Below are 22,727 nucleotides of genomic sequence, written 5' to 3'. Positions count from 1 at the left end.
ATTGGCAGATTTTATCTTACTATGGACTCTTTTTGGCTTTGGAATAACGAATGAGCAGTCAGACTCACCAGCAACTAGCCTCTTATGATACTTTTCATAAAGCGCCTATTATCGGCTATCATCGTGCGCCCTTGTCACAAAAATTTGGCGCGCCAAGGCAGCCCAATTTAGTAGGCTTGACTAGCGCAATCGAGATGATTGCTCCCTTTGATACGCCAGCGGCCTTTGTAGGCTTGGAGGAATTTAGTCATCTTTGGCTCAGTTGGCAGTTTCATCATAATAGAGGCGCTAGCAATAATGACGCTAAAAATGAAAACGCTAGTAATAGCCAATCCTTTCGGGCGCAAGTTAGACCGCCTAGACTGGGTGGTAACCAAAAGATAGGCGTCTTTGCTAGCCGCAGCATGTATCGGCCTTCACAGCTAGGGCTATCAGTGGTTAAACTTGAACGCTTACAAGTCATCGAGGGGCGAGTCATCCTTATCATTAGCGGCGCCGATATGATTGACGGCACACCGATTATCGATATCAAGCCTTACGTCGCTTATAGTGATAGTATTGAGCACGCTCAGAGCGGTTTTGCCACCGATGCTCCAGTGCTGCTAGATGTAAGTATGACTAATGAGGCGCAGACGCAGTTTTTAACTTTAATTAATAGCGAGAATGACGCAGCTAGCTTAAGCAGCGAAGCGGTTATCTCTAAGCTGCAGCAGCAATTAGTTGGCGAGGATAAAGACTTAATCCAAGCATTAATTGCGCAAGACCCGCGGCCGGCGTATCGGCGTAAAGAGATAAACACTACCTTTATTATGCGCTATAAGTCTGTCGATGTCAGCTTTTGTCAGAATGAGCTTGGGACATTGCAGATAGTGGCTATTAATGAGGTGCTTTGATGATAAATAATCATTGGACTTTGTGATGCAGTAGATTTGAATAATAGCTATTTTAATGGTGCACGAGGCACACCCTACGCCAAAATTAAGCCATTTAGTTTTAATAATATAAGAAGATAATTATGTCGGTTCCAGATTACTCGTTAATGATTGATTTGCGTTGGTGCCTCGATGAGCTGCTAGCGGATAAGGTCATCGATCAGCGCGGTTATAATTTGGTGATGACCAGTCGCCGCGATAAGGCGCAACATCCGCTGATAACCATTAGCGAGTTTGCACTGCCAAATGCTCATGATATAGAAGGTGAGAATAAGCTGACGCTCACGTGGCTCAATCAATGGCTAGCTGCCAAAGCCAATATGCCCTTAGTGCGTATCGATCCGCTAAAAATTGACGTGCCGGCAGTGACACAATTGATGTCCTTTGAATATGCGCGCTCGCAGCATATTTTGCCCATTGATGTAGCTGATGATGAAGTCGTCATTGGTACCGATCAGCCTTTTTATAGCGATTGGCATGGCAATATCGAAAAGATCATTCATAAAAAAAGCTATCGTACGGTTTATATCGGTCCTGATCAGATCAATCGCTATCGGCAAGAGTTTTATCAAGTGACGCAAGCGATTGCTGGCGCTAATAGTGTGCATAAACGGGCGGCAGCCGATGTCACCAATGTCGAGGCGCTACTGCAACTTGGCGATAATACCAATCCTGATGCCAATGATCAGCATATCGTCAAAGTCGTCGATTGGTTACTGCTCTATGCCTTTGAGCAACGCGCCAGTGATATTCATTTAGAGCCGCGCCGTGAGACGGGTAAAGTGCGCTTTCGTATCGATGGCGTGCTGCATACCGTTTATGAGATGCCCATCGCGATTTTGATGGCGGTAACCGCGCGGATCAAAATTTTGGGTCGGCTCAATGTCGCTGAAAAGCGCAAACCGCAAGATGGTCGCCTAAAGACGCGGACTCATAAAGGTTTAGAGACTGAGCTGCGGCTGTCGACTTTGCCGACCGCCTTTGGTGAAAAGCTGGTCATGCGCGTCTTTGATCCCGAAGTGCTGGTGCGCTCGTTTGCGCAGCTTGGACTCTCAGGCAAGCAGCTTGCGATGTGGCATGAGCTGACCAGCCATCCCAATGGCATTATCTTAGTGACGGGGCCGACCGGTTCTGGTAAGACCACAACTTTATATAGCACGCTCAAGCAGCTCGCTACTGAGCAGGTCAACGTCTGCACTATCGAAGATCCTATCGAGATGATTGAGCCGGCCTTTAATCAGATGCAGGTCAATCCGGCGATTGATCTGCACTTCGCCGATGGTATTCGCTCGCTTATGCGCCAAGATCCTGACATTATTATGGTGGGGGAGATCCGTGATTCTGAGACGGCTAATATGGCGGTGCAAGCCTCTTTGACTGGTCATTTGGTGCTCTCGACTTTGCATACCAATGATGCGCCAAGCTCCTTGCCGCGTCTGCATGATTTGGGCGTACAGCCGTTCTTGAGCTCAGCGACTATCCTTGGGGTGATGGCGCAGCGACTTATCCGGACGCTGTGCCCGCATTGCAAGCAAGCACAGGAGCTCAGTAGCGACAGTGAAATCGCTCTGCAATGGCAAGAGTTAGTACAGCCGTGGCGCGCTACTTTGCCGCCGCAAATCTATAGTGCCAAAGGCTGTGAGCACTGCCGTCATACTGGCTATCAGGGGCGTATTGGACTTTATGAGATTATGCCGCTCTCTAATGAGCTCAAAAAGCTAGTCGCCGCTGATGCGAATTTAGAAGCTATCAAGCAGCAGGCCTATCGTGAAGGGGTGCAGCCGTTACGGCTCTCAGGTGCCAAGCGTATTAGTGAAGGGGTGACTACCATAGAAGAGGTAATGCGAGTGGTGCCGCTATAGCTTAATCGTCAAAACATAGCTAGCTTGTAGCTTATAAACCCAACCTTGAAAAAAGCTACCTTAACAGCATTAATAGTACAACGCTTAGCCAAATTATTATAGAGATTATTTATGTTTACCGATACTCATTGCCACCTTAACCGCCTAGATCTTACTAAATACGATGGAGAGCTGTCCGGTGCTATTAATGCGATGAAAGAAGCTCAAGTCACACGCGCCATGGCCATTATGTGCGACTTTGCAGAATATGACGAGATTGCCAATATTGTCGATACCTTTAGCGATGAGCAGCTCACTTTAGGGATGAGCGTGGGTATTCATCCTTGTGAGGATATCAACGTTTTGCAATCAGCGACTGTTGAGCGTCTTGTAGAGACGGCTAATGACGATAAAGTATGGGCGATAGGGGAGACGGGGCTAGATTACTATTGGTCGACGCAGAATGCGCAAGCGCAGCGTGAAAGTTTTGCGCGGCATATTCATGCCAGCCAGCAATTGAAAAAGCCGTTGGTGGTGCATATGCGTGAGGCCAAAGATGACACTATCGATATTCTAAAGTCTGAGGGCGCAGAGCACGGTATCATTCACTGCTTTACTGAGGATTGGGACACCGCCAAGCGCGCGCTTGATCTAGGCTTTTATATCTCTTTTTCGGGTATTGTCAGCTTTAACAGTGCCAAAAACATTCAACAAGCCGCTAAAAATATGCCAAGAGATAGAATACTTATCGAAACCGATAGTCCTTATTTAGCGCCCGTGCCTAAGCGTGGTTGTCCTAACGAACCCGCTTATGTGCCTTATGTCGCAAGCTACCTTGCCAATATGTATGGTTGTAGTCGAGAGGAGCTTGGACAATTAACTGCAAAAAACTTTGAAAATCTACTAGCGCAATACCATTAAAATCGTTATGCTATGACCAGTCAGTCATTTATTAGTAATGCTTATGGTTATTTTTAAAGTATTACTGTTTGCCTCGTTTATTATAGCGGCGTCTTTATTTAACGGGCAAGAACCCTTGCTAAAGTTAGTTAAGGGCGGCAATAGTAAGTGATTGCTAAGCATAGCTATAGCTACTCGTCATAGTTGTCCATAGGGTCATCAACAGCGTCATTGGCGCTCGATAGTCGAGCTATGGTCACAGACAGGGATTATATACATAGCCCTATGCTTAATTTTATCAAAGTTTAGGAGCAGTTATGAGTCGTCAGCACCAGTTTAAAGTAAGGGAAGAAAATATCTTAGCGATGGCTGAGCAATTGCTGCTTGAGTCAGGCGATGGTGATATTACTTTAGATAGCTTAGCCGATCAGCTTGATTTGGCTAAAGGCACTCTGTATAAGCATTTCTCAAGTAAAGATGAGCTGTATTTGCGTATCATTATTCGCTATGAAGAGCAGCTGTTTGAGATCAATCGTGTTGATGATTGTGCCTCAGCTGGGGTGGCACGGATGATTTTTCAGCAGCTGCTCAATCCGCAAAAAGCGATGCTTCTTAATCAAATAGAAGAGCGTCTAGCGGCGTCGGTTACTGGTCTTAATCGCTTATTTGGCGAGCTTTATGATATTCGCCGTCAACGTATGAAGCGTCTGATTGATATTGTCAGTGCTTATCTAAAAGAGCAACAGAGCAGCATGACGACTCGTGATTATCTGTGTACTATTTGGGCGATGGGTCAAGGCGGGGCTGGACTGCTTAATTCAAGTTTTTATCAGCGCTATTTGGGTCGCCGCGATACTCTGCGTTATGCTTTAGTGCAGCAGATGCTTGATCTTCCTGGGCATTATCCGGCGCATACTCATGATGATGAGATCAATGATGAGGATATGCAAGAGCTAGTAGAGCAAATTGAGACTGAGTCAGCAGAGCATCGTAATACTAATTATTGATGAAAATCACTTATTAATGATAACCCCTTATTAATGATAACCCTCTTATCATGAAACACTCGCAAACGGGTTTCACCTTAGTTGAGATTATAGTGGTGGTGGTCATTTTGTCCATCTTCGCTGGCATGATTAGCTTATCTGTCGGCAGCAGTGAATCGCGTAAAAACCTAGCTTTTTATGAGCATTTGACCGATTCACTCAGTTACGTGCGTCTGCTCTCGGCAGAACGTATGCAGCCGATGGGATTGAGCTTACAGTCTAATAAGCAAGGTCAAGTCGTTCCTACCATCGTTACCCTCTCCAATCCTTATATTACCTACCAAAATGTTAATAGCGCTAATACTGATAGCTCACCAAAAAACGCCATGGAGTTGTCAGCGATGACAGCCTCGTCAGCTTCTCTTAAAGACAGTAAGCCGACACCAAGCTGGCAGTCGGAATCTGAGATTACTTTGCCTGAGATGCCAGCAGGAGTGAGTTTGGCTATCCAAAGCTTAGAGACTAGCGGTATCCGCACGCTAAATAACGCTGGACAACAACAAACCTTACAGCCTTGGTTCACTGAGCAAGCCGTGCCGCAAGTGTTATGGTTTGGTACGGGTCAGGCGACCCCGGTGACCATAGAGGTGCGCCATCAGTCAAGACTGGTTGGCGAGGTGATTACCATTATGCCAGATGGCAGTATGCTGCTAGGGCAAGGGTTGTAGCTATGAGCATCCCATCTAAGTCCACAAGTTTGCACCAAGTACAGCGCGGCTTTACCCTAATCGAGGTCATGGTAGCGCTTGCTATTTTGGCAGTGGTCGCGGTGGCGGCAAGCCGAGCAAGTAGCGCGTATCTGTCTTCTGTCGATGTGCTGAAAACGCGAACTTTAGCGCATTTCGTCGCGCAAAACGCCGCCGCTGATCTGCGTATTCAGCAAACTTGGCTGACGGCTAACCGCACGCAAACGATAAATGCACAGGGCCGCGATTGGCAAGTACTAATGAGCGTGGCTGATACTTTGAGTCCAGCGTTAAAAGAGGTCAATATCAGCGTAGCGCCTATAATAGATGGCGCGGCTCGCAGGGTAGTGACCGATATTACCGTAGTAATCAGTAATCCTGATAGTGCAAGTGTAAGCTCTTTTGGAGTAGAGTCAGCTAACGCGCAAACAGGAAGCGCGTCATGAATGCACAGCGCGGCTTTACGCTGCTTGAGCTGATGGTAGCTATGGCGATATTTGCGATGCTAGCGGTGGCAGGCTGGCAAGTATTTGATAGTGTCAATCGAGCGCGGGAGCGCGCGCAGTTGCAGGCAGATAATCTAGCAGTATTGCAGTACGCTTATTTGCAGCTGCAACAAGATATGAGTCAGATTATTGCTTATCAAGCGCCTAATATGACAAACGCGACTACAAATACTAATACAGCTGCTAACAACGCTAGCAATAATAATGCTGATGGTAACAACGTCAAGAGAGCTGACTCGGCAATTATAGCGCCTGAACCCTTTATGCGCTTAGACAGCGAGCAGATGAGCTTTGTCCGTTTCGCTGATCCCGATCCCCGTTATCAAAGCAGCCCCAGTTTGCAGCGTATCGAATATGTCTTTGCAGGTCAGCGTCTGATTCGGCGACAATATACTAACATTCAAGGCGGCAGTGACAGTGTTAGTTTGGACAGTGTGCTTTTAGAAGGGGTTAGCGCTTTGCGTTGGCAAGCTTTATTACCTGAATTGGCTAATCGTTTTCCTGATAAAAATAGCAATAATAACAACAGCAATACTAGTAACGCAGCGACAGCGGCTAGCGCTAATGAGGTCAGCCTATTACCCAAGGGCGTGGCCGTTAGCTTTACTTATCAAGACATGCCTATCACTTGGCAATGGTCACTAGCGCCGCAGCCCTTAGCGCTTAATACTTCAGCTCTTAATAATGGTAGTAAAACTAATACGGACAGTAGTGGCAATAATAACAACTCTCAAAATAACACTAACAATAGCGCTAATAATCAAAGTAATTCGAATAATAGCGGCAGTAGCAATTAGTCTATGACGACCTCAATGCATTCTCAGCGCGGTGTGGCTCTATTGACGATTCTTTTATTAGTCGTCAGTATCACTGTGGTGGCAGGCGCAATGCTTGCCAGTCAAAAGATTGCCATTCGCCGCAGTGGCCTGCTATTTAATCAAAACCAGTTGTTACAAGATATTGACGCCGCTAAACAGTTAGCCGTCACTATTATCAATGCCGACAGTATGCTTAACGACAGCGATAGCCTGCAAGATATTTGGGCACAGCCTATAGCGCCTTATCCTCTAGGCAGCCATAGCGTTACTATGAAGATACGTGATGAGGCCGGTCGTTTTAATATTAACAATCTCTATCATGATGGCGCACCTGATAGCGCCGCTTTAGCCGTTTTTCAGCGTTTATTGATACAGTTAAATTTAGAGCCAGATATCGCTATTGCCGCTCTTGATTGGCAAGATAGTGATAGCGAGGTGTATAACGATGGCGGCGATGAGGGAGCGGTTTATGGTCAGCAAGGAGCAAGCGTCAATACTTTGAACACTTCCTTGCCAAATCAGCCGTTTGTCAGTATTGATCAGCTGCAACAAGTGCGCGGCATGAGCGCGGAGGCATTAGCAAGCTTACGACCTTTTATTACCGCAGTGCCTTATTATTTGCCACTAAATATCAATACCGCAAGCCCTGAAATCCTTGCCGCTCTGGTAGATGGTGTCAGCGCTCAGCAAGCACAGGCGCTGGTTACATTGCGGCAGCAGCAAGTCATTGAGTCGATTGATAGTATTTGGGAGCAGCCGCCATTGAATGCTATAAGCGCCGAGCAGCGTCAGCTATTAGCGCCATTATTAGCAGTCGATAGCCGCGCTTTTACCGCAGTTATTACCGCTACAGATAGTGGCAACTTAGGCGAGGCAAGGCAAAGATTTGCCACCGTATTGATTGCTAAAACAGACGCTGCTGATAGTAGTAAGGCCAATAATAATACAGCTGCTAATGGTAATAGCAGTAATGCAGTTAATAACAATAATAATAACAACAACGCTGATAATAAGGACGATAAAGCCGCCAAAACCATCAGCGTAGTGTCTCAGCGGCTCTGGGCGTTTCCGCCAAATTTTTGAGTATTTAATTTACATTTTTTTTATTCATCCAGTAAAGTCTCCTCACTAGATTTCCAATTATAAGCGCCATAAAACAGCATTTGCGCTTGCCGCGTACAGTTATGCTGCATGAGTTGCTTTTTGCGCTCAATGTCCGCTAGATCCGCCTCTTCATCATGATCCTCAGAGTAGGTCAGCTCCAGCCAATCGATAATCCAAGAAAAAAACATATTAATACCCGCATCGGCAAGCAGGCGGCGATCATAGTCATTGATATGATTAAAAGCCGGCTGCAAGGCCAAATCCTCAGCTAAGCTTTGTACATGCAGCTTAATCAGTTTATTGATAGTATTGCGTACCGCCTCAGAACCGCCAAAGCGCTCACTGACCAAAAACTGCCAGTAGTAAGGCTGCTCGCTGACCATCTGCAAAAACAGCTGAATACTCTTGGCAATCTGGCGCTCAAAGCTACGGGTTTTGCCAATATGCAAATTTTCACTTAGCGCGGCTAGGGTATCGCCAAGCTCCTCTATCACCAAAGCTTTACCCAGTGATTCCATATCATCGAAGTGGCGATAAAAAGCGGTCGGTACTACGCCGACTTCACGGGTGATTTGACGAAGACTAATCGAGCTAAAAGACTGTCCTGTCATGCAAATATCTAATACGGCATTAAAAAAAGCCCGTCTGGTTTGCAGTTTTTTTTGTTCGCGGCTGCTCATAATGTATCTAATATGGTTGAGTTGTTGTTTATGATACCTATCTCAAAGCAAAAATACGAATAAAATCCGTGCTTATAGTGTTTGAGGTTGTAATATTTTCTTAGAGCTTTTCTCAAACCACTCTCTTAAACTATTCTTTTAGACCATAGTGCCCCAATGACCTTGTAGCTCCTGCGCTAAACGATAAGCTTCGTGATCATTCATGCCAGTAATAAAGTCTAAGATATTAAGAATATTGTGATAAATATTGGTCGATAGTTGGCGCTGCTGCTCGCTAAGGTGTGGCTGCAACAGACTCAATAAGCGCTGCTGCTCAAATGGTTTGGGAGTCTTGTTGAGCCCCGTCCAAGCTAGTGGCATAAACGCATCGAGCAGACGATGCAAGCACTGATTTGCCATCAGCTCCATGCGTACTTTACTCGGGTGGTTGAATATACGCTCGCGAGCCAACTGTTTGGCCTGAGTGATACCGTTTTGTACTTCGCTATCAGAGTACGCAAATAAGCTACCGCTAAGCTCTCCGGCGAGCAGCTCATCGCTATTGGTCACAAAAGCATCGGTTACGGTATTGACTAGGCGCATCATCGCTTGCGCTCGCAAAGAGGCAAGTTGCTGCCGCACTGACATATTTGTAGGCAAGCTAATAGTCGTCGGGCGCGCGCCTATCAGCTGATAAAATATTGCTGCCACTTCAGCAAATGGCAACATACCCAAATGAATACCATCTTCCAAATCTATTAGCGCATAGCAGATATCATCAGCCGCCTCTAACAAATAGGCTAGAGGATGCCGGGCAAAACCATCGTGCTGCTTTGAGCGCGGCAGCTGCAGACAGGCTGCTAGCTCCTCTAGTTGTGCTGACTCACTCATAAAGCTACCGAACTTTTTTACCTTATTAATAGCGTAGTTATCATCGCTAGTTATGATATTACTATGGCTAGCTAACCAAGGATATTTCATAAAAGCGCCGAGTGTCGCGCAAGTGAGACGCATACCGCCTTTATCAGGATGGTGCTCATTGCGTACTAACAGCCGAAAGCCCTGCGCATTGCCTTCATAAGCTAAGATATCTAAACGCTCATTGGCGCTCAAGTGCTGCAATATCGGCCGACGCTCAGGATGCATAAACCAATCGCGAATGGCATACTCGCCTGCATGACCAAAAGGCGGATTACCAATATCATGCGCCAAACAAGCGGCTTGTACTATCACCCCAACATCGGCTGGCGAGACGCCAATAGGTAAGCCATTTGCTAATTTATCATCGAGTTTTTCTGCCGCCATCATACCTAAAGAGCGACCAATACAAGAGACCTCTAGTGAGTGCGTCAAGCGCGTATGAATGCCGAGCTGATTGGTCAGCGGATGGACTTGGGTTTTTTGATTAAGCTGGCGAAAGGAGTGCGAAAACACTAGCCTGTCATAGTCCTTATGGAAAGAAGTACGGGCGCTATCTTGTACTGGCGCTTGTTTATCACTCCCTAAACGCTGCGCATTAAATAGCCTTGCCCAGTGCTCCGTAGCATTGTTTGGTTTTTTAGAGTAAGTACTCATTATTTATCGTCCGTTATTATTTTTATAGTGTTCTTTATGATACTTAAACTCTTATAGCATTTGTAGATACTATTTAATAATGTTTGTAGTGGGAATGGCAATACATGGGTTAACTTTTAAATGACATAAATTATGCATTGGTGCGCGGGGCGCACTCTGAGAAGCGTTAAAAAATTGCATTGCAATTTTAGCTTTGCAAGGGAAATTCTTTAAATAGAATTTCCATGAAGTCTTGTAATAAAACGATGGCTAAGCTATAGGAAAGATATCAAACATAAAAAAAGCCAGCACCAAGGCTGACTTTTGCTAACAATTTTAAGACGTTAAGTAAAGTAGTTTAGTTACACAGATTAGACGTTAAATCTAAAATGCATCACATCGCCATCTTGCACGATATAGGTTTTACCCTCTAATCGTGATTTACCAGCGGCCGCTGCGCCTTTTTCGCCGCCGTATTCGATAAAGTCGTCATAGGCGATGACTTCAGCACGAATAAAGCCGCGCTCAAAATCGGTGTGGATGACACCAGCCGCTTGCGGAGCAGTAGCGCCCACTTCAACCGTCCAAGCGCGCACCTCTTTGACCCCAGCGGTAAAGTAAGTTTGCATATCGAGCAGATCATAACCACCGCGTATCACTTGATCCAGACCGGCCTCGATCATGTCCATCTCAGCTAGGAAATCTTTTTTATCGTCTTCATCAAGCTGGGCAATCTCAGACTCGATCTGATTGCATAAAGCGATGACGATAGAGTCCTCACCTGTCGCGTAGTTACGAACCGCGTCCAGATAAGGATTATTCTCAAAACCGTCCTCAGCAACGTTAGCGATATACATCGTTGGCTTTAAGGTGATAAGACCATAGCTTCTGATGAGTTTTTTCTCATCGCGATCCAAGTTTGCACCGCGTGCCGCTTTTCCTTCCGCTAGCAGCGGTTCAATTTTTTTGAACACATCAAGCAATGCTTGTGCGTCTTTATCGCCGCCTTTGGCTTTTTTGCTTTGGTTATGAATGGCGCGCTCAACCGCTTCTAAATCGGCTAGTGCTAATTCAGTATTGATAGTTTCGATATCATCGATAGGGCTGACGCGGCCATCAACGTGCACCACGTTGTCATCATCAAAGCAGCGTACCACGTGGGCGATAGCATCGGTCTCACGGATATTGGCTAAGAACTGGTTGCCCATACCTTCGCCTTTGGAGGCACCAGCCACTAAGCCTGCGATATCGACAAACTCCATTGTGGTCGGCAAGACGCGCTCAGGCTTGACAATATCGGCAAGCTCTTTGAGGCGTGGATCAGGCACGGGGACAATACCGGTATTGGGATCTTTGGTACAAAAGGGGAAGTTTTCAGCGGCAATTCCCGCTTTGGTCAAGGCATTAAATAAAGTGGATTTGCCTACGTTAGGTAGGCCGACGATACCGCAGTTAAAACCCATAATGGTCTCTCAATATAATAAAAAAGCAGGAGTTAGCTATTTGCAATAAAAACGAATTCAGTATAAAAATTGGCGCTATTGTAGCAAAGTTTAGCTACTAAGGGGCGTATAGATGTGCTAATTTTAGGCTAAGGCATTGAGTCTTAGTATAATATTAGGGCGATACTAATGCGATAACTGAGTATATCTATGGGTAGGGTAACGGATAAAAAGTTAGTTTGGATGGCATTGTCAGATTTGTTTATTGATAATGAGATAAGCTATGAAGGCATCGCTGAGCGAGTCGCTCATCTGCCAATTAGTGAGGTCGAGCGTATTTTGTTTTATGAAGTCGCTCCGGTGTTTATGAGTAACTTATTAACTCTCAAAGCCAATAACCATAAAGGCTTTAGCGAAGAATATGTCATTAGTAGTATAAATAGACATTTACTTAAATTACAAAAGAGTTGGCTCTATCGTAAAAAAGTGGCTGCAAAAATAAAGTTCTACAGATTTTGTCTAAAGCAAGATTGGTATAAGCTAGTGGCAGAGTTATGTCAGTTACAGACTGAAAAATAAGTCAATCAGCCTTTGTGTTAGTTAGTCTCTATGTTATTTAAGCTCAAGAACACCAATCATCACACCCATATCTTTTTTATCGTGTTTATCGATAGTGGGTGCATAAAGCGCTGAGGCGATACCGCCATCCAAAAATAGCGCATTAGAACAATTCAAATCATCTTTAAATAGCTTAGCAAACTGATAAAAATTCACTGGCTCATCGCTATTGACCATCTGTATATTGATATCATTGCCAGCGCTACAAATTCCAATACCGTTACGAAACTTTGCTGAAGTACTCTTAGCATTAAACTTTGGATGAATCTTGCCATCAATCACTAGCATCGGCCCTGATTGAGTGGCGTACCAGATATTTGCTTGCTTGTCATCGATGAGCTTAGCTAGCGCATGGCTCTCAGTAATTTGTACCTTGCCTGTTTGATCCCACCATATCACGCCATTAGGGAGCAGATGAAAATTGCCACCGCCCTCTTTTAGATTGAGCGCGCGTTTTTCTTCCCCAGCAATGACTGTATAGCCAATAGGTGCGTAGCGGTCATTGTACATCCCCGCATTCATCGCAAAGGCTAGGGTTTGCGTCGAGGGTAGGGTGTTTAATAAGGAGGCAAAAGTTAGTAGTGGCTGCTTATTAGCATCTTGCCAAAAAAGCTTTAATTGATAATTATCAGCCATGAGCGCCTGCATATCGATACCACAAGCACTGTAACTAAAAGGCGCATCCTTAGTAGTACATGACCAAACTTGCTCTGCTGCATGAGCTGAATCACTCTCAAAAGGCTGGCACGCGCTTATACTTATCGCCACAAAGCAGCTTGCTAATAGAACAAGACGACTATTAGCAGTGCTAACTGTTTTTTTAAAGCGCATAACTAACTAATCTTTTAAGTTGGTATTAATATTTTCGGTAACGTCTTTGACGCTATGCTCTGGTTTTAATTTAGGCTTTTTACCTTTATCACGCGAGTCTTTATTGTAGGCGATCAGTGCATCATTATCAGGCAAGAAAGTATTGGCATCTGCCATCACCCACATCTGGTTAAAGACATCAGCACGGGCGCTATGATCGAGTAACGCGCCCTCATCGGCAAAATAAAAGAACTTCGATAATAGCTTAATTTGTCCATCATCTAAGCGGCGCGCGATATGATAGGGCTGTAATTGACTGGGGTGCTCAAGTCCTACTGCTCCAACGATGCTGGCTAGCGACTTTAGGGTGTTTTTATGAAAGCTTGCCACCCGCTCAGCCTTACTAGGGACGTCTAAGGCTTTTTGGCGATAAGGGTCTTGAGTGGCAACGCCAGTTGGACAAGTATTGGTATGGCACGAGCGCGACTGAATACAACCCACGGCAAACATAAAGCCGCGCGCCGAGTTACACCAGTCGGCACCTAGCGCTAGCATACGGGCAATATCAAAACCTGAGACGATCTTGCCACTGACCCCAAGCTTAATCTTGTCGCGGATGCCTGCGCCCACTAAAGTGTTATGCACCAATAAAAACCCATCAACCATCGGCATACCGACATTATCCATGAACTCAACAGGCGCGGCTCCCGTACCGCCCTCAGCGCCGTCTATAACGATAAAATCTGGATAGTTATCGGTCTCTATCATCGCTTTGACTATCGCCATAAACTGCCAAGGCTGACCGATACAAAGCTTAAAGCCGACCGGTTTACCGCCCGATAGCTCACGTAGCTGCTGCCAAAATGCCACCAACTCAAGCGGCGTATTAAAGGCGGTATGGGAGGCAGGCGAGATACAATCTTGCCCCATAGTCACTTGGCGGGTATTGGCAATCTCTTGAGTAATCTTCTCAGTCGGTAGCACCCCACCTTTGCCCGGCTTTGCGCCTTGCGAGAGTTTAATCTCAATCATTTTGACTTGGGGATCAACCGCTTTTTCAGCGAAAGACTGCGCATCAAAGTTGCCATTATCATCACGGCAACCAAAATAACCGGTGCCTAATTCCCAAATCAGATCACCGCCGAACTTACGATGATAAGGACTAATCGCGCCCTCACCCGTATCATGAGTAAAGCCGCCTATCTTAGCGCCTTGATTGAGCGCCATAATGGCGTTAGCAGAGAGACTCCCAAAGCTCATCGCTGAGATATTAAATACCGACATATCATGCGGCTGCTGACAACGCTCACCGCCGACGGTGATACGAAAATCTTGATCAATAATAGGATGACTCAAAGAGGACTGCAAAAACCACTCTTTACCGTGCGCGTACAAGTTATCTAAAGTGCCAAATGCATTGGTATCACTGACGTTTTTGGCGCGCTGATATACAAGCGCTCTTTGCTGGCGTGAAAAAGGCACTTGTTCTTTATCATCTTCCAACAAATACTGACGAATCTCCGGCCGAAAATCCTCTAGTACATAGCGAATATGACCAGCGATAGGGTAGTTATTTAGGATGGCATGTTTGGACTGGATAATATCATAGATACCCAAAGCCAAGAGTAGGCCTGCGATGATAATCAGCCACCAATTGGTTAGCAGTAAGCCTGCCAAAAACAGTAAAGCGACCGCTAAAAAAGTACTGTAGCGTAGCATTAAGCCAATAAGATAAGGGAAATCCGCTTTGGGTTCGGCATTTAGATTGGTACGAGATTGGGGCATGGCAAGGCTCGGCAGTAAGATAAAAATTAAAAGTATGGCAGTAAATAAAAGCTGAATCAGTTAATCATTTATCGTTAATATTATACGTAGATCATATCATGAGTGGATTTTAATTGAGTAACGGTGTGCTAACGTTGGCTTATATTTTGTGATGGGTCGGTGAGCCGTTTATACGCTGTTAGCTGCCCCTAATCCGCTCAGCCAGCTCTTGTAATCTAGGCACTAGCATCGCGGCATAATCATCGCTATCCCAGTTTGCGCGCGGGACACTAGCATTCAATGAATACTCGTAACGATCTGTGGTCATATCAAAAACTCCAACCGCAACCGCCAATATATCAGGGGAGAACTCGCCATCGGACACAGTATAGCCTTGCTGTTGATAATGCTGCTGCGCCTGCGTTAGCATAATTTGCGCTTGCTCATAATCGGCTGTCGACAAGTGCTGTTGTAAATTGGTTTGAATGACGGATTGACGCGCAGGCGAGCTTGTGGCATAAAAAGCTCGTCCGATAGCGGTCTTGGCTACAGGGACTGCTGAGCCGACTTGTAGATTGACCGAGAGCCGCGCCGGACTACGACAACACGCCAAGTAGCGCATCTCGCCATCTATCTCTGTTGCTAGATTCACCGAAACTTGCTGCTCACTGGCAAATTGACGCAGTAGTGGTTCGGCAAAAGCTACGATATCATGACGACTCCAAGCGGCTGCGCTTAGCCTTACCGCGCTACTGCCTAACTGATACTGACCGCCGGTAGTGGCGCGCAAAAATCCTAATACCGTCAAAGTATAAATCAGACGAGTCACGGTGGCTTTGGGTAGCCCGCTCATCTGACACAGCTGCTGATGGCTCAATTGTTGCTGCTGTTCAAACGCCGCTAACAAACTCAAACCACGTCCAAGAGCAGTTACAAACTGCCGATCCTCAATACTTTTATGATGCTCAAGCGTACTATGCATACGCTCTAAAAGAGAATTTTTTGTCATTATTTTACCTAATCGTGAATCTGAGGTTTACAGCGAAGATGTATTCTGCTTTAATAGTTTTATATTATGAAACTAAGTTTTGCACAGCGGAACTAATAAGTCAAGTAATGATTTAAGTCACCGTTCAAGTTTTAATAATTCAAGTAATAATTTGAATAATGAGTCAATCCGATTATAGCCAACAGACAGATCAAGGAGCATGACATGTCTCACCCTACCACTCTACGCACCAATAAAAGCCCAAGCTTCGATTGGGAAGATCCTTTTTTACTACGGACACAGTTAACAGATGAAGAGCGTATGGTCAGCGATAGCGCCCATCAGTTTTTTCAAAAAGAGCTGATGCCGGGTATCCTACAAGCCAATCGCAATGAAACCTTTGATCGCAATATCATGCGGCAAATGGGCGAGATGGGCCTACTTGGTGTCACGATCGAAGGCTATGGCTGTGCCGGGTTATCAAGCGTGGCTTATGGATTATTGGCGCGTGAGATCGAGGCGGTAGACTCAGGTTATCGCTCGGCAATGAGCGTGCAATCAAGCCTTGTTATGCATCCGATTCATGAATACGGCACCAAAGAGCAAAAAGAGAAGTATCTGCCAAAGCTTGCCACTGGCGAGTATGTCGGCTGCTTTGGTCTGACAGAGCCGGACTCAGGCTCCGACCCTGCGTCTATGTCTACGCGTGCGCGCGCTGTTGACGGCGGTTATGAGCTGACTGGCACAAAGATGTGGATTACTAATAGTCCTATCGCCGATGTGTTTGTGGTTTGGGCTAAAGATGATGAAGATAAGATTCGCGGTTTTATCTTAGATAAAGGTATGAAAGGCTTATCAGCGCCCAAGATTGAGGGTAAGTTCTCCTTGCGAGCCTCTATCACCGGTGAGATTGTGATGGATAAAGTGTTTGTGCCAGAAGCCAATGCTTTCCCTGATATCCGCGGCCTCAGTGGTCCGTTTGGCTGCCTAAATAAAGCGCGCTACGGTATCGCTTGGGGCGCGATGGGCGCAGCTGAGTTTTGCTGGAAGGCGGCGCGTCAATACACTCTAGATCGTAAACAGTTTGGGCGTCCACTAGCTGCCACTCAGCTGGTGCAATTAAAACTTGCCAATATGCAAACGGAGATTGCGCTTGGCTTGCAAGCCGCGCTACGCGTTGGTCGTTTGATGGATGAGCATAACGCTGCCCCTGAGATGATATCGCTGATTAAGCGTAATAACTGCGGTAAGGCGCTCGATATCGCTCGCGTCGCTCGTGATATGCACGGCGGCAATGGTATCTCTGATGAGTATCATATCATCCGCCACGTGATGAACCTAGAGGCGGTCAATACTTATGAAGGTACTCACGATATTCATGCGCTAATTTTAGGTCGCGCGCAAACCGGTATTCAGGCTTTTTTCTAGGCTGCTAAGTCAAAAATAGAAAATGGCAGCTAGAGGGTGACTAACGTACGTTGGAGTTTGGCTATAACAGGCTCAACGCTAGCGTACGTTTTTAGTCATGGTTCATAAGGTTAAAAACAGCAACAGTGCTTTAGAATAAGGAGAATAATAATGGCAGCCAAGATTAATAATGACAATAACAATGATAATAATGGCAGTGAAGCTACTGATACTCATCAAAGCGCGTTACAAGGGATTAAGGTTCTCGACTTATCTAGAGTATTAGCAGGACCTTCTTGCACGCAAATATTAGCAGATTTGGGCGCTGAGGTTATCAAGATTGAGCGGCCACGTATCGGTGATGAGACTCGGCACTGGGCGCCGCCTACTTTTAGTGATGAGACTTCTGCCTATTACGCCACTATCAACCGCAATAAAAAATCGCTCACTGTCGATATTACTACTGCTGAGGGGCAGGCCATTATCAAAAAGCTAGCTACTGACAGCGATATTTTGGTAGAAAATTTTAAAGTGGGCGGACTCAAAAAGTACGGTCTTGATTACCATAATCTCAAAGCGCTCAATCCGCGGCTGATTTATGCCTCATTGACAGGATTTGGGCAGACCGGACCTGACGCCCATCTGCCAGGCTATGATTATATTATCCAAGGATTATCAGGGCTTATGAGTATCACCGGGCCTACTGACGGCGAACCGCACAAGGTTGGGGTGGCGGTAGTCGATCTATTTGCAGGCTTGCAGCTAACTATTGGTATTCAAGCGGCACTATTAGCTAGACAACAAAGCGGCCTTGGTCAGCATGTCGATGTGGCGCTGCTAGATAGTGCGCTATCGATGCTAGCAAATGTCGGTATGAATCATTTAGCGTCCGGTAATGTGCCGCCAAGACTGGGCAATCAGCATCCTAATATCGTCCCTTATCAAGTGTTTGCAGGCAAAGGCGCGCAGCACTTTATCCTAGCCTGCGGTAACGACAGTCAATTTGCTAAGCTGTGCCAAGTGCTAGCTGTAGATTGGCAGCAAGAGGATAGGTTTGCTAGTAACCCTGCGCGAGTGGCAAACCGTAAGCTATTGTGCGAGCAGCTATCACAGAAGTTTGCGCAGCAGCCGCGTGAGTATTGGCTCAAAGCTTTGAGTCAGGCAGGGATACCTTGTGGACCGATTCATGATATCAGTGAGGCTTTGGCAATGCCGCAGGCCAAAGCGCGCGAGATGATTGTGGATTTTGGCGCTCAGGGCAGTCCGGTACGAGCTTTGGGTAACCCAATTAAACTGTCTAAGTCGCCGGTTAGCTATCGCTCGCCGCCACCAAAATTAAGCGAGCATACCGACAGTACGCTTGCAAGTTTGGGCTACGATATCGAGACCATAGCTAAGCTAAAAGCCGATGGTATTGTCTAAGCTTTTAATTGTACCAACTAAGCGAGCTACACGCCGCCAAACCCTAAACGCTGCTCCATTTGCTGAGCAAGCTCGATGAGAGCGGCACTGACCTCATGACGCTTTGCCTCGTACTCTCTTTGCAAAAAGCTAACCGCCATACCTACGCTGGCATTGCCAGAAGCATTACGAATATAAGTGCCTAAGCAGTACATACCATCGCGGAGCTGACCGTCATCAAGCGAGATACGACTGTCATGAATAGCGCTAAGCTCAGTCGCTAGATCAGCGAAATTATCGACTCCATGGATAGTCATCGGCTGCGGAAATTGGTCTTCGTAGAGCGACTTAATGGTCTGCATCGGTAGTGTTGAGAGCATAGCTTTACCCGTCGCTGAGAAGACTGCTGGCACCCGAACACCAGCGCGAAAGGTAAAGCCAAGCGGCGCTGGAGACTCATGACAAGCAAGAAACACCACCTCGCCTAAGTCTAGTTTTGATAGGGTGACGGTATGCTGCAGCAGGATAGGATACTGCACAATGAGCTCTTTGAAGAGATGAATGACGCCTTGCTGCTGCTCATATTTGCCCGCCCAATACAGCAAATATGAGCCTAAGTGAAAACGATTTTCGGCGTCTTTATGAATGACATGCTTATCCAATAAGCTTTGTAAAATATTATGGGTTGAGCTGCGCGCAAAGGCTAGCTGCTTAGCGATTTGAGCGGCGGTCAAAGGCTGCGAGCTTTCGGTAATAAGATCCAAAATCTGAAAAGTTTTGTCTAACGCTGGAACAGCAGTGGTGGTCATAAATGGCCTATTTAAGTGAATTAAATTAGATATGTAAAGTTTTATTATTTTATAAGAATTTTATGAATAAGGGTTGCAATAGACGATAATTCATTCTTATAATGATGTTCTATATATAGAATTATTGTTCAATATAATGAACATATAAAGATATATCAATAATTATTTCTATCACTACCCGTTTCTACTACTAACAATCGGATTGATAAGTATCTACTTTGCAAATGTGTATCAAGCCTAAAAGTAGTGAAGGTATTTTTATTATAAATAGGGGAAATGAGTTAGTTGCCCAAACGACAAGGAGCGTCACGATGTCATCATCGCTAGTACTATCTAACCCAGAGCTACTCAAAGAGCAGTGCCTAATCAAAGACGGCTGGCACGCGGCCAGTGATGAGGCGACTATCGAGGTCGTCAACCCTTTCAATGGCGAAGTCATCGGTAAGGTGCCTAGTCTCACTCAGCAAGATGTCGAGCAAGCTGTCGCCTATTCACATGAGGCGCAAGCGAGCTGGGCGGCCAAAACGGCTCAAGAGCGTGCTGGTTTATTACAAAAATGGGCCGATCTTATTGACGCTAACAAAGAGGATCTTGCGGTACTAATGACCGCCGAGCAAGGCAAGCCTTTGACTGAGTCGCGCGGTGAGATTGGTTATGCCAATAGCTTTATTCGCTGGTTTGCTGAGGAAGGCAAACGCGTGTATGGCGATATCATACCAGCCACGCAAACCCAGCTACGTTATGTCATCTTAAAACAGCCGGTTGGTGTTTGCGCGGCTATCACGCCTTGGAACTTTCCTGCAGCGATGATTACCCGTAAAGCCGCTCCGGCTTTAGCCGCAGGCTGTACTATGATTATCAAACCTGCGACCGAAACGCCTTTTTCTGCCTTAGCGTTAGCGGTACTCGCTGAGCAAGCCGGCATTCCTGCAGGCGTCATCCAAGTCGTTACTGGCAAATCCTCAGTCATCGGCGATATCTTAACGGGCGATAGCCGTATCCAAAAGCTCTCCTTTACCGGATCCACCGAAGTGGGTCGCACCTTAATGGCGCAGTGCGCGCCGACTATCAAAAAAGTATCGCTTGAGCTTGGCGGCAACGCTCCTTTTATCGTTTTTGATGATGCTGATTTGGAAAAAGCGGCGGACGGTCTGATTGCCTCCAAATTCCGTAACGCTGGTCAAACTTGTGTTTGCGCCAATCGCATCTACGTGCAAGACAGTATTAAAGATAAGTTTTTAGCTATTTTTGTCAAAAAAGTCAAAGCGCTAAAAGTAGGGGATGGCATGCAGGAGGGCACCGATATCGGACCACTCATTAATAAAGGCGGTCTTGAGAAGGTGCAATCCTTATTACAAGATGCTTTGGATAAAGGCGCAACGTTAGTAGCAGGTGGCGACACCAATGAAGCCTCAAAGCTGAGCTTTAACCCTACGGTCATTACAGATGTCGATAGCAGTATGGATATTGCCGCTGAGGAGATATTTGGCCCTATTGCCACAATATTTAGCTTTACGCACGAAGACGAGGCCATAAAGCAGGCCAATGACACCATTTATGGTTTGGCCGCTTACTTTTATTGTCGTGATTACGCGCGCGCTTGGCGAGTTACCGAAGGCTTAGAATACGGTATCGTCGGTCACAATACTGGCCTGATCTCAACTGAAGTAGCACCGTTTGGCGGGGTGAAACAATCGGGTTTTGGTCGTGAAGGCTCAAAGTACGGTATCGAAGAATACGTGGTGACCAAATACTGGTGTTCAGATATTAGCTGATCACTACGATAAATAATTTTTATAGCGCTTTGATGCGCAATCTCATGGGTAAATGATTGACTCAACCGCAAATGACTGGCTTTAATTAGGAATAAAGAAAAGGATACTCTTATGACTACGACTACTCAGCTCCGCTCTACTCATCTAGATACCGACTTTGAAGATACCACTAACCAAGTGCTTGATGACAGCCATCTTCATGATATCTCCAATGATAATAATAAAATGACTAACGAGAAACTACTCGCACGCCGTAAAGCCGTCCTACCAACGGGACTCGGTGTGGCCTTTCCAGTGTTTGCCTCGCATGCCAAAAACTCTGAGATTTGGGATATCGAAGGCAATCGCTATATTGACTTTGTCGGCGGCATCTCAGTACTAAATACCGGACATAGCCACCCCAAAATCACTCAGCGCGTCCATGAGCAAATTGATAAGTTTACTCATACTGCTGCGCAAATGGTCAACTATGAGATTTATGTCGATTTGGCTGAAAAGCTGTGTGAAAAAGCGCCTATTAGTGGCGAGAAAAGAGCGTTCTTTTTGACCACAGGCGCAGAAGCGGTAGAGAACTCTATCAAAATCGCTCGCGCCAAAACCGGTCGCCCGGGCGTCATCTCTTTTGTTGGTGGCTGGCATGGACGTACGCTGATGTGTATGAGCTTGACCGGTAAAGTCATCCCTTACAAAAAAGACTTTGGCCCGATGCCAGGCCCTGTATTTCACGCATTGTTTCCCTGTGAGGAGCACAACGTCACTGAAGAGCAGGCGCTACATAGCTTAGATATGATCTTCCAGGCATCCATTGATCCAAGTGAAGTGGCGGCGATGATCATTGAGCCGGTACAAGGCGAGGGCGGTTTTCATCAAGTGACGCCATCATTTGCCAAAGCCCTACGCGCTATCTGTGATGAGCATGGCATCGTGCTGATTTTTGATGAGGTACAGTGCGGTTTTGCTAGAACCGGTACTTTATTTGCCACCGAGCAGTTAGGGGTTGAGCCTGATTTGATGACTAGCGCCAAAAGCTTAGCCGGCGGCTATCCAATCTCGGCGGTCGTAGGTCGCGCTGATATTATGAACGCGCCACAAGTAGGCGGTCTTGGCGGTACTTACTCAGGTAACCCAGTAGCAGTAGCGGCAGCGCTTGCGGTTATGGAAGTGATTGAGGAGGAAAACTTACTGGAGCGTAGTATCCAAATTGGCAAAAAAATAGCGTCATTTTTGCAAGATTTAAACCTCGATTGTATCGGTCATATTCGTCATAAAGGCGCAATGTTAGCGTTTGAGCTCATTGATAGCGAAGGCAAGCCTGACGCCGCTGCGACCACTGAGCTAAAAGCCAAAGCCTTTGAGCAGGGCTTATTGCTAGCCTCCTGCGGTATGTATGGTAACGCTATTCGCGTGATGGTGCCCTTGACGGTTGAAGATGAGGTATTACAAGAAGGCCTAGATATCATCGCCTCTATACTCACCGCTTAGTGTCGTTAAAGCAGCGACAAAAAAGCTATTTTAGATGTTTGAGTGATTAGCAAGGCCTTGCTTAGTAAAGCTTACTTAATTGACATAAAGTAAAAACGGCGCCTTGCACGACAACGCGCCGTTTTTTATGACTGATAAATAAAGCTTAATACTCAATAGACCCTAACTAGTGATTATGAGCTTTA

At 46.0% G+C, this 22,727-nt stretch carries 20 protein-coding genes; 13 read left to right on the top strand and 7 right to left on the bottom strand.

Annotated features, from left to right (window positions below):
* Positions 1–50 precede the first annotated feature (50 nt).
* The 8 genes from tsaA (at position 51) to gspK (ending at position 7,812) form a co-directional block, all read left to right on the top strand.
* On the top strand, positions 51–893 hold the full coding sequence (tsaA, locus tag M0N77_RS07135; protein WP_353104542.1) for a tRNA (N6-threonylcarbamoyladenosine(37)-N6)-methyltransferase TrmO: 843 nt from the start codon (positions 51–53) through the stop codon (positions 891–893).
* A 122-nt stretch (positions 894–1,015) separates the two neighbouring features.
* Positions 1,016–2,794: a GspE/PulE family protein gene (locus M0N77_RS07130; RefSeq protein ID WP_353104541.1), complete on the top strand. Its 1,779-nt coding sequence runs from the start codon at positions 1,016–1,018 to the stop codon at positions 2,792–2,794.
* Positions 2,795–2,905: 111 nt separating this feature from the next.
* A complete protein-coding gene (locus tag M0N77_RS07125; RefSeq protein ID WP_353104540.1) occupies positions 2,906–3,694 on the top strand; it encodes a TatD family hydrolase in 789 nt (262 codons plus the stop codon).
* Positions 3,695–3,990: 296 nt separating this feature from the next.
* On the top strand, positions 3,991–4,680 hold the full coding sequence (locus M0N77_RS07120; protein ID WP_353104539.1) for a TetR/AcrR family transcriptional regulator: 690 nt from the start codon (positions 3,991–3,993) through the stop codon (positions 4,678–4,680).
* Positions 4,681–4,730: 50 nt separating this feature from the next.
* The gene (locus M0N77_RS07115; RefSeq protein WP_353104538.1) at positions 4,731–5,387 is read left to right on the top strand and encodes a prepilin-type N-terminal cleavage/methylation domain-containing protein; all 657 of its coding nucleotides are present in this window, start codon (positions 4,731–4,733) and stop codon (positions 5,385–5,387) included.
* Between the two features lie 2 nt (positions 5,388–5,389).
* Entirely contained in the window at positions 5,390–5,851 is a 462-nt protein-coding gene (gene gspI, locus M0N77_RS07110) for a type II secretion system minor pseudopilin GspI (RefSeq protein ID WP_353104537.1), read from the top strand.
* The gene (locus M0N77_RS07105) at positions 5,848–6,708 is read left to right on the top strand and encodes a type II secretion system protein GspJ (RefSeq protein ID WP_353104536.1); all 861 of its coding nucleotides are present in this window, start codon (positions 5,848–5,850) and stop codon (positions 6,706–6,708) included. The genes gspI and M0N77_RS07105 overlap by 4 nt, the downstream gene beginning before the upstream one ends.
* A 3-nt stretch (positions 6,709–6,711) precedes the next feature.
* On the top strand, positions 6,712–7,812 hold the full coding sequence (gene gspK, locus M0N77_RS07100; protein WP_353104535.1) for a type II secretion system minor pseudopilin GspK: 1,101 nt from the start codon (positions 6,712–6,714) through the stop codon (positions 7,810–7,812).
* A 20-nt stretch (positions 7,813–7,832) separates the two neighbouring features.
* Here gspK and M0N77_RS07095 read toward each other — a convergent pair whose 3' ends face one another.
* From M0N77_RS07095 to ychF, 3 genes are all read right to left on the bottom strand, one after another.
* Positions 7,833–8,513 carry a TetR family transcriptional regulator gene (locus M0N77_RS07095; protein ID WP_353104534.1) on the bottom strand — a complete coding sequence of 227 codons (681 nt, stop codon included), beginning with the start codon at positions 8,511–8,513 and terminating at the stop codon, positions 7,833–7,835.
* Positions 8,514–8,651: 138 nt separating this feature from the next.
* Complete coding sequence (locus tag M0N77_RS07090; RefSeq protein WP_353104533.1) at positions 8,652–10,067, bottom strand: deoxyguanosinetriphosphate triphosphohydrolase; 1,416 nt, start codon at positions 10,065–10,067, stop codon at positions 8,652–8,654.
* Between the two features lie 350 nt (positions 10,068–10,417).
* Positions 10,418–11,509 (bottom strand): redox-regulated ATPase YchF, encoded by a 1,092-nt coding sequence (gene ychF / locus M0N77_RS07085; protein ID WP_353104532.1) that lies wholly within the window; start codon positions 11,507–11,509, stop codon positions 10,418–10,420.
* A 222-nt stretch (positions 11,510–11,731) separates the two neighbouring features.
* Between ychF and M0N77_RS07080 the strand changes: the two genes are divergently transcribed.
* Positions 11,732–12,067: a hypothetical protein gene (locus M0N77_RS07080; RefSeq protein WP_353104531.1), complete on the top strand. Its 336-nt coding sequence runs from the start codon at positions 11,732–11,734 to the stop codon at positions 12,065–12,067.
* Between the two features lie 33 nt (positions 12,068–12,100).
* Here M0N77_RS07080 and M0N77_RS07075 read toward each other — a convergent pair whose 3' ends face one another.
* The 3 genes from M0N77_RS07075 to M0N77_RS07065 form a co-directional block, all read right to left on the bottom strand.
* Positions 12,101–12,937 (bottom strand): phosphodiester glycosidase family protein, encoded by an 837-nt coding sequence (locus M0N77_RS07075; protein WP_353104530.1) that lies wholly within the window; start codon positions 12,935–12,937, stop codon positions 12,101–12,103.
* Between the two features lie 6 nt (positions 12,938–12,943).
* Positions 12,944–14,635, bottom strand: a complete 1,692-nt coding sequence (locus M0N77_RS07070; RefSeq protein WP_371834222.1) for an FMN-binding glutamate synthase family protein — start codon at positions 14,633–14,635, stop codon at positions 12,944–12,946.
* Between the two features lie 244 nt (positions 14,636–14,879).
* Positions 14,880–15,689 carry an IclR family transcriptional regulator C-terminal domain-containing protein gene (locus M0N77_RS07065; protein WP_353104528.1) on the bottom strand — a complete coding sequence of 270 codons (810 nt, stop codon included), beginning with the start codon at positions 15,687–15,689 and terminating at the stop codon, positions 14,880–14,882.
* 204 nt (positions 15,690–15,893) lie between these two features.
* Between M0N77_RS07065 and M0N77_RS07060 the strand changes: the two genes are divergently transcribed.
* Positions 15,894–17,096, top strand: a complete 1,203-nt coding sequence (locus M0N77_RS07060) for an acyl-CoA dehydrogenase (protein WP_353104527.1) — start codon at positions 15,894–15,896, stop codon at positions 17,094–17,096.
* Positions 17,097–17,246: 150 nt separating this feature from the next.
* On the top strand, positions 17,247–18,497 hold the full coding sequence (locus M0N77_RS07055; RefSeq protein ID WP_353104526.1) for a CaiB/BaiF CoA-transferase family protein: 1,251 nt from the start codon (positions 17,247–17,249) through the stop codon (positions 18,495–18,497).
* A 26-nt stretch (positions 18,498–18,523) separates the two neighbouring features.
* On the opposite strand, the gene M0N77_RS07050 is transcribed toward M0N77_RS07055, so the two are convergent.
* Entirely contained in the window at positions 18,524–19,285 is a 762-nt protein-coding gene (locus M0N77_RS07050) for an IclR family transcriptional regulator (RefSeq protein WP_353104525.1), read from the bottom strand.
* 311 nt (positions 19,286–19,596) lie between these two features.
* Here M0N77_RS07050 and M0N77_RS07045 point away from each other — a divergent pair, with 311 nt between their 5' ends.
* Together M0N77_RS07045 and gabT are read left to right on the top strand one after the other, a co-directional pair.
* The gene (locus tag M0N77_RS07045) at positions 19,597–21,060 is read left to right on the top strand and encodes an NAD-dependent succinate-semialdehyde dehydrogenase (RefSeq protein WP_353104524.1); all 1,464 of its coding nucleotides are present in this window, start codon (positions 19,597–19,599) and stop codon (positions 21,058–21,060) included.
* A 225-nt stretch (positions 21,061–21,285) separates the two neighbouring features.
* Positions 21,286–22,542 (top strand): 4-aminobutyrate--2-oxoglutarate transaminase, encoded by a 1,257-nt coding sequence (gene gabT / locus M0N77_RS07040; RefSeq protein WP_353105591.1) that lies wholly within the window; start codon positions 21,286–21,288, stop codon positions 22,540–22,542.
* Positions 22,543–22,727 lie beyond the last annotated feature (185 nt).

This window comes from Psychrobacter sp. AH5 (genome assembly GCF_040371085.1).
Classification (GTDB): Bacteria; Pseudomonadota; Gammaproteobacteria; order Pseudomonadales; family Moraxellaceae; genus Psychrobacter.
Note: the sequence above shows the minus strand (reverse complement) of the source record. Positions and strands in the feature narration are given on the sequence as shown.